12 protein-coding genes are annotated in these 11,834 nt (G+C 62.6%); 6 read left to right on the top strand and 6 right to left on the bottom strand.

What is annotated here, in order from left to right:
• The first annotated feature begins 40 nt into the window (after nt 1-40).
• Complete coding sequence (locus tag IAG41_RS07955; protein WP_316251137.1) at nt 41-337, top strand: endonuclease domain-containing protein; 297 nt, start codon at nt 41-43, stop codon at nt 335-337.
• Between the two features lie 60 nt (nt 338-397).
• Here the strand turns inward: IAG41_RS07955 and obgE are convergent, their stop codons facing one another.
• Nucleotides 398-1,447: a GTPase ObgE gene (obgE, locus tag IAG41_RS07960; RefSeq protein ID WP_187728587.1), complete on the bottom strand. Its 1,050-nt coding sequence runs from the start codon at nt 1,445-1,447 to the stop codon at nt 398-400.
• A 401-nt stretch (nt 1,448-1,848) separates the two neighbouring features.
• Here obgE and IAG41_RS07965 point away from each other — a divergent pair, with 401 nt between their 5' ends.
• The 4 genes from IAG41_RS07965 to lptG all read left to right on the top strand — a co-directional run bounded on the left by IAG41_RS07965 (nt 1,849) and on the right by lptG (nt 6,021).
• On the top strand, nt 1,849-2,712 hold the full coding sequence (locus IAG41_RS07965; protein WP_187728095.1) for a hypothetical protein: 864 nt from the start codon (nt 1,849-1,851) through the stop codon (nt 2,710-2,712).
• Between the two features lie 2 nt (nt 2,713-2,714).
• Nucleotides 2,715-3,620 (top strand): hypothetical protein, encoded by a 906-nt coding sequence (locus tag IAG41_RS07970; RefSeq protein WP_187728096.1) that lies wholly within the window; start codon nt 2,715-2,717, stop codon nt 3,618-3,620.
• Between the two features lie 104 nt (nt 3,621-3,724).
• Nucleotides 3,725-4,927: an LPS export ABC transporter permease LptF gene (lptF, locus tag IAG41_RS07975; RefSeq protein ID WP_187728097.1), complete on the top strand. Its 1,203-nt coding sequence runs from the start codon at nt 3,725-3,727 to the stop codon at nt 4,925-4,927.
• Between the two features lie 29 nt (nt 4,928-4,956).
• Nucleotides 4,957-6,021 carry an LPS export ABC transporter permease LptG gene (gene lptG, locus IAG41_RS07980; protein WP_410468082.1) on the top strand — a complete coding sequence of 355 codons (1,065 nt, stop codon included), beginning with the start codon at nt 4,957-4,959 and terminating at the stop codon, nt 6,019-6,021.
• A 378-nt stretch (nt 6,022-6,399) separates the two neighbouring features.
• Here lptG and IAG41_RS07985 read toward each other — a convergent pair whose 3' ends face one another.
• Complete coding sequence (locus tag IAG41_RS07985) at nt 6,400-7,509, bottom strand: fatty acid desaturase family protein (RefSeq protein ID WP_187728098.1); 1,110 nt, start codon at nt 7,507-7,509, stop codon at nt 6,400-6,402.
• Between the two features lie 148 nt (nt 7,510-7,657).
• On the opposite strand from IAG41_RS07985, the gene IAG41_RS07990 reads away from it, so the two are divergent.
• Nucleotides 7,658-8,815, top strand: a complete 1,158-nt coding sequence (locus tag IAG41_RS07990; protein ID WP_187728099.1) for an N-acetyltransferase — start codon at nt 7,658-7,660, stop codon at nt 8,813-8,815.
• A 56-nt stretch (nt 8,816-8,871) separates the two neighbouring features.
• Here IAG41_RS07990 and IAG41_RS07995 read toward each other — a convergent pair whose 3' ends face one another.
• From IAG41_RS07995 to IAG41_RS08010, 4 genes are all read right to left on the bottom strand, one after another.
• The gene (locus IAG41_RS07995; RefSeq protein ID WP_187728100.1) at nt 8,872-9,114 is read right to left on the bottom strand and encodes a hypothetical protein; all 243 of its coding nucleotides are present in this window, start codon (nt 9,112-9,114) and stop codon (nt 8,872-8,874) included.
• A 238-nt stretch (nt 9,115-9,352) separates the two neighbouring features.
• Entirely contained in the window at nt 9,353-10,123 is a 771-nt protein-coding gene (gene xth / locus IAG41_RS08000; protein WP_187728101.1) for an exodeoxyribonuclease III, read from the bottom strand.
• Between the two features lie 10 nt (nt 10,124-10,133).
• A complete protein-coding gene (erpA, locus tag IAG41_RS08005; protein ID WP_187728102.1) occupies nt 10,134-10,475 on the bottom strand; it encodes an iron-sulfur cluster insertion protein ErpA in 342 nt (113 codons plus the stop codon).
• Between the two features lie 97 nt (nt 10,476-10,572).
• A complete protein-coding gene (locus IAG41_RS08010; RefSeq protein WP_187728103.1) occupies nt 10,573-11,754 on the bottom strand; it encodes a M23 family metallopeptidase in 1,182 nt (393 codons plus the stop codon).
• Nucleotides 11,755-11,834 lie beyond the last annotated feature (80 nt).

Below are 11,834 nucleotides of genomic sequence, written 5' to 3' on the forward strand. Positions count from 1 at the left end.
GAAATCGACCCAGGACCGCGCTGCGAGGCTGCGTCGAGAAATGTCGCTGCCCGAAGTGCTTCTTTGGCAAGCGCTACGGCAACGCCCCGGCGGCCTTAGATTTCGAAAGCAGCATCCAGCCGGAGCCTATGTACTGGATTTCTTTTGCCCCCGGCATTCTCTGGCAATCGAAGTCGACGGAGAAGTACACGCGCGTGGCGACCGGCCTCAACGTGACACGGACCGAGACGAATGGCTCGTCAGTCGGGGAATCACGGTCTTGCGGATCCCGGCCAGAGAAGTGTTTGGCGATCTCGATGCGATCGTGAGGCACATAGTGCATACCGCTCGCGGCTAACTACCCCTCCACCATCGCTACGCGACGGTCCCCCTCCCCCTCCGGGGGAGAATTTCTAGATCAAACCGGCGACCATTGGATCTCGTCTTCGCCCTCGTCGTCCGCGCTCACCGTGCTGGCGCCGTCGCCGATCGCTTCGAGCAATTTGTCGAGCACCCAATCCACCCCCGTTCCGGCGGCGGCCGAGATCGGGATCACTTCGGCCCCGCTCGCTTCCTCCAGCTCGGCGGAAAGCGCGGCGATCAGCTCGTCGTCGAGCGTGTCGATCTTGTTGAGCGCGATCACGATCCGCTTGTCGAGCAGCCCGGCCCCGTAATTCTCCAGCTCGTCGCGGACGATGCGGTAGCTCTCGGCCACGTCCTTGTCGTTGGCGTCGACCAGGTGAAGCAGCACGCGGCAGCGCTCGATATGGCCGAGGAAGCGATCGCCGATCCCCGCCCCGTCCGCCGCGCCTTCGATCAGGCCGGGGATGTCCGCGACGACGAACTCGCGCATCTTGTGGCGGACGACGCCGAGCTGCGGGCGCGTGGTGGTAAAGGCATAGGCGCCGACCTTGGCCTGGGCGTTGGTCACCTGGTTGATGAAGGTCGACTTGCCGGCATTGGGCAGCCCGACCAGTCCGGCATCGGCAAGCAGCTTGAGGCGGAGCCAGACCCAGGCCTCCTCATAGGGCCAGCCGGTGCCGTGCTGGCGCGGGGTGCGGTTGGTCGAGGTCTTGTAGCTTGCATTGCCGCGGCCGCCATCGCCGCCGCGCAGGAAGACGATCCGGTCGCCCACCTTGGTCAGGTCGACCAGCAGCGTGCGCTCGTCGTCATCGGCGAGGACCTGGGTGCCGACCGGGACCTTGATGACGAGATCGTCCCCGCCCCCGCCGGTGCGGTTGCTGCCCGAGCCACCCTGCCCGCGCGGCGCCCGGAAATGCTGGGTGTAGCGGAAGTCGATGAGCGTGTTGAGGCCGGCCACGGCTTCGAAGATGATGTCGCCGCCCTTGCCGCCATTACCGCCGTCCGGGCCGCCATATTCGATGAACTTTTCGCGCCGGAAGCTGACCGCACCGGGGCCGCCGGCGCCCGAACGGACGAAAATCTTTGCTTGATCGAGGAAATGCATGGCGCCGGACTTAGGCTTCTCGCCGCCTGCATGCCAGCCCATGTTCGCGCGACGCCCCCAGCGGATGCGGCACCGGCGGCCCGTGACGGCCCGCGCAACTGTCAGCCGCGCGATTTTCAGTAAATTCGGTGTAAACTCACGATGGTACTCAATTGACTCTGCACTGCAATTCCCTAAAAACTGCTGATCGACTCCAAGCTTGGGGTCGATTCTATGTTAAGGGGTTGACTATGTACAATATCCCTGATTTTGCCTATGATCACATCAGCGAATCGAACGCCATTGGTGGCGGGACATGCGACGCCTTCATGTCGGTCGTCGAATTCGTGTTCTACTGATCTCTTTAACTATCAAACGCCGCCTGAAGCTTATGCTTCAGGCGGCAATATAGAGGTGGCAAGGTGTCTCAAGAATACCTTTTCGAGTTTATCTCTGTACTTGACGAAATGCTGTCTCGTCCGTCGAATACGCTCCTGGAAGTCCAGCATCATCCAACACTTGATACCTTCTTGGAAGGACCTTGGGTATATAACCATGTTCGCCGCGTAGCGGTACGCGCGCTGGAGCGGACCAAAGGGCAGCAGCACTCGATGTTGACGCCGGAAACCGACAATCCGGCTGTGATGTTCAGGGACGGCGAGAAGATGTTTGCCAGCGAACATGCTGACAAGCGCGAACTTTATCTGCGGTCGGGCAACGCACAAAGCTCTTTCTATTCCATTTTCGAGGAGTCTTTCGTTGTCGTTGCGATCGACGATATCGAGGTCGAGAAGTTTTCGATCGTCGGCCTGGAGAATTCTGACTATTATTTCCCCCACGATGGCATAGGTCTGATCAAGAACGGAGCGTTCTCCCTGCGTCGTGGCCAGGCAATCGTGCGCAACGATCCGGAGATATTCTTTAACGTCAAGCATAGCGACAGTGCAAAATACCTTACCTATATTCGCGGTGAGCGCCCCGCATCTTACAGACTGGTGTTCGACAAACGTACGCTGAAGCTCGTTGCAACCGGCGGATTCGACCTGGCGACCGCAAAGGCGCTTTCCTATCTTGAGGTGCTGGAGGAGATAAACTCCGCGCTATTGCCCGATATCGCGCTCGAACTCTCCAGCCACTATTCGGCGGTGATACGATGGCGAGCACTCTCGTCGCTCAACAAGATTCGCCATCCGCAGACAGAAGCCGTGCTGCAGCGCTTCCGGAACGATGAAGTAACCTTCATCGCGCGCGGCGCTGAGCGAATTCTGGCCGAAGGGAAGCACTAGTCATGGCTCTTTTCCTGAGCGAACGCTACGATCTCGACGATCGCCGCTACGATATCGACGATTTTTCTGAAGATCTCGCCAGCGCGGCAAAGATGCCCGCGCCCGACAAATACCACCACATCGCCAATCTGATGAGCAAGATGAGCGGCGAAGTCGCGTACATCGAGAGCTTCATCAAACGGATATTCCACGAGCGCAATAGCAACCAGGTGATCGACGGCTATGGCGACACCAGCCTGTTGCTGGGCGGCACCAATGATTTTTCCTTCCGCATGGTAAAATGGCTCCCGGACAAGCAGGTCCCCCTGCCGGGCCTCGAAAGGGAAGCGCTCGTCTACGACCTCGTGCACAATCATGACTTTCATTTGCTCACCAAGGGCATTCACGGAGACGGATACGAGACGGACATTTACCGGTTCGATGCCTCCAAGATCCTGGGCGCACACGATGAGGAGGTGCCGATGGCCTTCCAGGGCCGCTTCAAGCTGACGCTCGGAAGCGTGCTCTGGTATGAGCAATATAACGACATCCACACCCAGCTTGCGCCGCAGCGCTTTTCGATGAGCTTCAATGTGATCCCGAAGGACAGGTCACTGAAATACGGGCAATTCATCTTCGATCGCAGCACCAATAGGATCAAGGAATTCACGCGCAACGGTTCTTCACGGACCCTGTCGCTTTTGACCTTGCTGTGCGACTTCGACCTGGGTGACGAAACCAGGGACATTGTAACCGATCTGGGTAGGAGCACGAGCAACGTCTGGCTCAAGCTGGCCATCGCCGCGCTTATTTCCGAGCGCTGGTCGGTCGAACGGGCAGCGGTGTGGGACGATCTCGAAATCCCGGCAGGCTATGCGCACGCATTGACGCTTCCGAATGACCAGTTTTCCGTCCGGAGGATCCGATAAAGGCGGTCGCGGGCTGGCCCGACGCGGCATAGATCACGCCTTGGCGGACCGAGGAACGCCGATAGGCGTTGACAAGAGCCGGACTTAGCCACCACGGACATTGCATGTTCTCGTCGATCGATCGCTATCTTGCGCGCCTCATTGCGGTGCCCTTGCTGGCCAACCTGGTGATCGCATCGATGCTGCTGGTGCTTGACCGGATCCGCATCCTCTTCGATTTCGTCGCCAGCGAGGGGGGCCCGGTCAGCGTTATCTGGCGAATGCTCGCGAACCTGCTGCCGGAATATCTGGGTCTCGGTATTCCCATCGGATTGATGCTGGGAGTGCTGCTGGCGTTCCGGAGGCTCGCGACGTCCTCGGAGCTGGACGTATTGCGTGCGGTGGGCATCAGCTACACCCGCCTGCTTCGCGTGCCCTATATGTACGCGGTCGCACTGGCGCTCCTGAACCTGTCGATCGTCGGCTTTATCCAGCCCTGGGCGCGCTACAATTACGAGCAGCTCCGCTTCGAATTGCGCACCGGCGCTCTGGGTGCCTCGATCAAGGTGGGCGAGTTCACCAACTTCGGTGACAAGATGACGCTCCGGATCGAATCGAGCCAGAACGAGGGCCGGGATCTCAAGGGGATCTTCGTCCAGATGGTCACCAAGGACGGCAGCCCGCTCGCGGTCACCGCCGAAAAGGGCCAGTTCCTGCGCTCCGACGATCCCGACACGATCATCTTCAAGCTGACCAACGGCACGCTGGTGCACCGAGACAAGGCTTCGCCGGTGCCGCGCGTGCTGACGTTCAACACGCATAATCTGCCGATCCCGCTCCCCAAATATGAGCAGTTCCGCAAGCGCGGCGACAAGAATCTGGAGCTGACGCTGCCCGAGCTCGCCAAGATCGGGCGCAATCACGATTCGGATCCCAAGCAACGCGAAACCAGCCGTTCCGCCTTCCATTTCCGGCTTGCCGAAGTCCTGTCGATGTTCCTGCTGCCGCTGCTTGCCGTGGCGCTGGGCATTCCCCCCAAGCGATCGACATCGGCGCTGGGGGTGTTCCTGTCGATCGTGATGATCGTGACCTATCACAAGGTGAACGAATATGCTCAGGCGATCGGCAGCCTGGGTTGGGTCGATCCGTTCATCGCGCTATGGACGCCGTTCGCGATATTCGCGGGGCTGACCTTCTGGATGTACTATACCGTCGCCTATGTGCCTGGCGGCCAGCCGATCGGCGGCCTTGAAAAGGTCTTCGAGAAGATCGGTAAATTCATCCGGCGGATGCTGCCGGGCCGCCGCAAGAAGGAAGATGCCGCGTGAACTGGGTCAATTTTTTCCCGTCACGCACGATGTCGCTCTACATGGGACGGATGTTCCTGATCCGCACCTTCGCCATCCTGGCGGCGCTGGTGCTGATCCTCCAGTCGCTCGACCTGCTGAGCGAATCGGGACGCATCCTCGCTTATGCCGGCAATGGCGATGCCGAAGTGTGGCGCTATGTCGGACTGCGCGTGCCGCAGATCGTCGAGACCTTCCTGCCCTATTCGGTCCTGCTCGGCTCGATCATCACGCTTTCGCAGCTCAACCAGAACAGCGAAGTCATCGCGATGAAGGCCTCCGGGCTTTCCGCGCACCAAGTGCTGGCGCCGCTCCTGGTGGCCGGAATGTTCGTCGCGCTCATCTCGTTCGGCTTCAACGAGCGGATCGTCACCCGCGCCACGGCCACGCTCGAACAATGGAAGAAGGTCGAATATGGCCCGCTACCGATCGACCGGGGCGATCGTTCCAACGTCTGGGTGCGCGACGGCGATCACCTGGTCGAAGTCCTCCAGATCAAGGGCAGGGGCAATGCGACGCAGCTTTACGGGATCACCGTCTATGAGCGGCGCGGCGGATCGTTGCGTTCGATCCTCACCGCCAAGCACGGGCAGCGCGAGGGCAATGGCTGGCGGATCGACGGCGCCGAGCGTTTCGATGTCGCCGCGGGCAAGATCGTACCGATCGGCTCCGCGCATGTCGGCGAAGGCGTGCGGCCCGATCAGTTCACCCTCAGCCATGTCGAGCCCGACGGGCTTCCCTTCACTGCGCTGAAGGAGGCGGTCGATGACCTCAAGCTCGCCGGCCGGCCCACCAAGGCGCTCGAGGGATCGCTCTGGCACAAGCTCTCCGGCCCGCTCTCGTCGATCCTCATGCCGCTGCTGGGCGCCGTTGCCGCATTCGGCCTCGCCCGCTCGGGCAAGCTGTTCTTCCGCGCGGTGATCGGAATGTCGCTCGGCTTCCTTTACTTTGTTGCCGACAATTTCGCGCTGGCGATGGGCAATCTCGGCGCCTATCCGCCCTTCCTCGCCGCCTGGGCGCCGTTCCTGCTGTTCCTGATGATCGGCGAAGCGGTGCTGCTGCGCACCGAGGAATAAGCCTCGCACCTAGTCGGGCGGACGCAAGGACATTGGTTCGCTGAAGGCTAGCTAAGGCGGTGTTTGCAATTGGTGGAAAGCGTGGATCGCGAAGCAGGCGCTGCACGGCGCGCCATCGCCGCGTCGGTGGCACGCAGGAGGCGCGTCCTTGTCGCGTCGCTGACGCGCGGCTGGCGCATTGGTGTGGCCTCGCTGCCGCCTTGCGGATGCGCAAGCAGCAGAGCCTCTGAGAGACCGAGATTTCACCCCGCGTTTCGAATCAACTTCGTCAACCTGGGCGCTGGCAGACACGGCGGCGGCGCTGTTGAGTCAGCATTTCTAAGAGAAAGGGCGCGCACCTCGCGGCACGCGCCCTATATCTGATACCGGATCCGAAGATCAGTTCGTGCGATTGGCCTTCATCGTGCTGCTCGCAAGCCGCTGAACCAACCCGCCGAGCGTCGGGTAATTCGCCTGATGATAGGCCGAATTGACATCGAGCGCGTCCGACAGGCGGCGATGCGCCTCGCCCAGCGTGTGATAGGGCAGCCCCGGCAGCAGATGGTGCAGCGCGTGGTAGCGCAGCCCGATCGGCGCCCAGAGATAGGGCAGCAGGCCCGGCGCCGGCACGTTGACGCTGTCTAGATACTGCGCGGTCACGGTCAGCGGCTCGCCGTCATTCTCCCAGAGATGCGCGACGAGCGTGCGGACCTGGTTGATCACGGCCACGCCTGAGATCACTGCCATGTAGATCAGAAAGGCGTGCAGCGGCACGACGCCAGTGAACACCAAAGCGAGCAGCGATATCGACCAGACGCTGGCGCCCAGCTCCTGCCAGAACCACTGCGCCTTCAATTCGCCCTCGGGCGCGCGACGCTCGAACTCCGGGTTGATCTTGAGCCCGGAATAGCGGGCGACCACGATGCGGCGCAGCTTGGGCGAGACCAGCGAGAGCGGCGACAGAATCGCGAAGCGGATCAGCAGCCCGACCGGCAGCAGCACCGAGACCAGCAGAAACACCGGCAGCGTCCAAGGCTTCATCAGCGCGAGCGGCAGATATTCGGGGTCTTCCGCGGTACCATAGCGCGTGCGCGCATGGTGGAGGTTGTGGACGCCCTCATAGGTGAAGGACGGCACCAGCATGGGCACGCCGAGCAGCAGGTTCCAAGCGAGGCGGAAGCCCGGCAGCAGCGAGTGCTTCACATGCGTCATCTCGTGAATGAACATGGCGGCGCGATACAGCGCCAGCACCGCGATCATGCCGGCCACTGCCAGCAGAACGGTCGACTTCGCGAAGATCGCAAGCGCAAGCGCGCCATAGCCTATCGACGCCGAAGCGAGGAAATCGCCCCAGTAGATCAGCGGGCGCGGCGCGTGCAGATCACGCGTCAGTTCTGCTGCCGTACGCAGCATCGCGCGATCGTCCGAAACGCCGGAAAGGCGGATGCGTGCCGCAGCGGCTGGTGCCGCTTCGGTATCGTGCAGATCGAAGGCCAAAGATTTAGTCATGATGTCCGCCATTGGCGGTAGATAGTGGCTTTATGGTGGCATTCCAGCGATGCGAGAAGGCCATTTACGGCAATCGCCGCCGACGCTTGACAGCCGCTCGCCAAGGCAGGACTGCATTGGCGCTCATCACAAACCAAAGAGATTCCCCTTGGCAACTGCCGATCTCATCGTCCGGCCCGTCTCGGGCAAGGCGGACACCAAGAAGTTCATCGACCTTGCCTACCGCCTGAACGGCGACGACCCGAACTGGGTGCCGCCGCTGAAGGAGGAAGTCGCGGCGACGATCAGTCCGAAGAAGAACGGCTGGTTCAGCCACGCCGAAGCGCAGCTCTTCCTCGCCGAGCGCGCCGGCAAGGTGGTGGGGCGTATTTCCGCGCATATCGATAGGCTCGCGCTCGAAATGCCGCCCGAACAGGGCTTCGGTCCCGGCACCGGCTTCTGGGGCCTGTTCGAGGCCGAAGACGAGGAAGTCGCCAAGGCAGTGATCGCGCGTGCCGAGCAATGGCTGCGCGACAAGGGCCTGAACCGCGCGATCGGTCCGGTGAGCCTGTCGATCTGGGAAGAGCCTGGCCTGCTCGTGAAGGGGCACGATCATCCGCCCACGGTGCTCATGGGCCATCATCCGGCACATTATCAGGCCTGGATCGAGGCAGAAGGCTATACGGTCGCCAAGAAGCTGCTGACCTATGACCTCGACGTCACGCACGGTTTCCCGCCGCTGGTCCAGCGCATCGTCGCGAACGGCGAGAAAAATCCGCGCATCCATATCCGCAAGGTCGACAAGTCGCACTTCGACAAGGAAGCCGCGATCATCCTCGCGATCCTGAACGATGCATGGGCGGACAATTGGGGTTTCGTGCCGCTGACCCAGCCCGAGATCGACGATGTCGGCAAGAAGCTGAAGCCGCTGGTGTTCGAGGACCTGATCATGATCGCCGAGCTCGACGGCGAGCCGGTCGCGTTCATGGTCACTCTGCCGGACCTCAACGAAGCACTGATGCCACTGCGCGGCTCGCTGCTACCCTTCGGCTGGGTGAAGCTGTTGCTATGGCTCCGCAGGCCCAAGGCGAACACAATGCGCGTGCCGCTGATGGGCGTGGTGAAGCGGCTCCAGGCGTCGCGGATGGCGAGCCAGCTCGCTTTCATGATGATCGAATATATCCGCCGCGCGGCGGTCGCCCATTATGGCACCAAGCGCGGCGAGATCGGCTGGGTCCTGGAGGACAACCAGGGGATGAACGCGATCGCCGACGCGATCGAGAGCAAGGTCAATCGCGAATACCTGGTCTACCAGAAGCCGCTCTAATCAAAACAAAGGGTTCGCGGCGCACCCACATGCGGCCGCGAACCCCTTGGAACGCATTACTTGCGGGCCGGATCCTGGCCCGTCTCTGCAATCCACTGGTCGCGCGTCTTGCAGACCTTGTCCTTACGCAGCATCGAGCCGGTGGTGGCCTGGGTCACGCAATAGCGCTTTTCCTTGGGCGGCTTGGCTTCCGAGGTCTTGGCGGTGGGGTCGCTCGCCGCGGCGGCGGGCAACGAAGCACCGGCGACGAGCGCGACGGCAGCGAAAACGGTAGCGGTGCGAGCGATGGTGCTGATCATTTCCTGAACTCCTCTACATGCGGATCTGACAGGCGCTCCCTCGTTCCGCCTGTGCCCCAACCATCGCAACACCCGTGCCAGTTCCATGAAGCATGATATTACAGGTACTTACCGCACTTGCGAACAAATGCAGGGTGCCATAGTGCAGCAATACACACCAAATCTTGGGGTATCCGGCCCGATGCCTGTTCGATAGCGGACAGCGACTGTCCGAAAGCGGGCGTTCGCCCGGTAGTGCCTAGCGCAGGCTGACCCAGGTGGGCGCGTGATCGCTCGCCTTTTCGCGGCCGCGATAGTCCTTGTCGACGCCGGCGCCGGCAAAGCGATCGGCGGCCAGCGGGCTCAGGAGCAGGTGATCGATGCGAAAGCCCGCGTCGCGCTGCCAGCAGCCGGCCTGATAGTCCCAGAAGGTCCAGATCCCGCCGCCCGGAAAGCGCGTGCGCAGCGCGTCGGTCCAGCCCTGCGCGAGCAGCGTGCGATAGCGCTGGCGCGATTCGGGCTGCATCAGCGCGTCGCTTGCCATGGCGCGCACCGAGAAGGTGTCGTCGTCGTTGGGAATGACGTTGTAATCGCCGGCAAGCACGACCGGGCGTTCCTCGGCGAGCAGCGCGCTGGCGCGATCGGCCAGCCGCTCCATCCATCTGAGCTTATAGTCGAACTTGGGACCCGGCTGCGGATTGCCATTGGGCAGATAGATCGAGGCGACAATCAGATCGCCGATCTCGGCCTCGATATAGCGGCTGTGCGCATCCTCGGGATCGCCGGCCAGGCCGCGCTGGCGTTCGACGGGCTGTTGCCCCCGCGCGAGCACGGCAACGCCGTTGAAGCCCTTCTGCCCGTGCCACACCGCGCCATAGCCCGCGGCCTCGATATCCTTGACCGGCAGCGTCTCGTCGGCGCCTTTGAGCTCCTGGAGGCACACCACGTCCGGCTTCTGCTCGTCGAGATATTCGAGCAGGCGCTCCATGCGCGCCTTGATGCCGTTCACATTGTAGCTGACGATTTTCAACGAACGCGGCTCAGACGGAGAAGCTGGTGCCGCAACCGCAGCCCGATGCCGCGTTGGGGTTCTCTACCTTGAACGCCGCGCCGCCGAGCGAATCAACGAAATCGACCTGCGCGCCACGGACCAGATCGAGGCTGATAGAATCGACCACCAGCCGCACGCCATCGGTCTCGGCGACGGTGTCGTCCGACTCGATGCCGTCGGCGAAGCCGAACTTGTACTGGAAGCCCGAACAGCCGCCGCCCTCGACCGAGAGGCGCAGGATCGCCGGCTTGCTGGTCTTCTGAGCGATCACGGCCACGCGCGCTGCGGCGGCGGGGGTGAGCGCAATATCGGGCTGGGTTACGGTCGCCATAGCTTGGAGATAGTGGCGAGGAGCGCTGGGGGCAATCACCCAGTCCCCAAGTCGGGACGGGGGCCACCTCAATGGGCAGCCCCTCCTCTCCCAACTCTTACTTGGCGGGGCCGCCTACGCCGCCCTGCGCACGATCCTGGATGCCCGCGAGATACTCGCCGGTCTGCAGGAACGGAATCGGATTGACCGCGCGGCCGTCGACGCGGACCTCGTAATGGAGGTGGCTGCCGGTCGAGCGGCCGGTCGAGCCCATCAGGCCGATGATCTGGCCGCGCTTCACGCGGGTATTGTCGGCGACGAGGATCTTCGAGAGGTGGCCGTAGCGCGTCTCGAGGCCGCGGCCATGGTTGATCTCGACGAGATTGCCGTAACCGCCCTGGCGGCCGGCATGGCTGACGACGCCGTCGGCGGTCGCATAGATCGGCGTGCCGATCGTGCCGGGGATATCGACGCCGGCGTGCATCGCGGCGGTGCCGCGGAACGGATCGGAGCGGACGCCGAAGCTGGAGGTGAAGGTCACCTTGTCGACCGGCTGCATCGACGGGACCGAGATCACCGTCTGCTCGAGCATGTCGAGCTTCTTCCAGGTGAGGAACAGCGCGCGGAACTGAGCGTCGGCGCTGGCCGAGGCGCTGTCGTTATTATCGTTCTCGTCGATCGGCTCGTATGGGCCGCCCATCGCGACATTGACCTTCACGAAACGCTCGGGCCGGAGGCCCAGGCGGCGCAGATGATCGGCGGTCTGCTGATAGCGGGCTTCGCCGGCGACGCGGGCCTTGCCGGCAAGCGCGACCTGGCGCGCCTCGATCTGGCGGAGGGGAGCCAGGACTTCATCGGTCACGGCGCTGGTCTTGGCGGTGGCATCAGGGAGTTGCGCTTCGATAGCGGCACGGTCTGCCTTGCCCGAGACCACGGCGTTCAGCAGCGCCTGGCGCTGCTCGACCTTGGCGGCTTGGAGCTTGGCGGCCTCCTTGGCGTCGGCGACATCGGCCTGCATCTTGGCGACTTCGGCGCGCATCTTCGCGACCTGCGCCTCGGGCGAACCCGGGGTAGCGGTGACGCCGCTGATCGCGATCGCGCCGACCATCGCCTGCGCGACGCCATAGCCCGAGAACAGCACGGTCACGGTGGCAATGCCCGCGAGCAGCGCCTGGGTGCGGCCCGCGACGCTGAAGCGGCGCAGATCGCGGCCATCGTGGAAAATAAAATCACGAGTGGTGAAAAAAGCGCGGAACCTCTCCTGGAGATTCGCATTATTGATCGTCGATGCCTTAGCCATGAGTCCCCGGCAAAACCATGGAAGCGCACCGACTGCGACCCGGTGTCAGCTCCGAAAATTCTAATTGTCCTGGCAGCAGC

The organism is Sphingomonas sp. JC676 (assembly GCF_014489075.1).
GTDB lineage: Bacteria > Pseudomonadota > Alphaproteobacteria > Sphingomonadales > Sphingomonadaceae > Sphingomonas.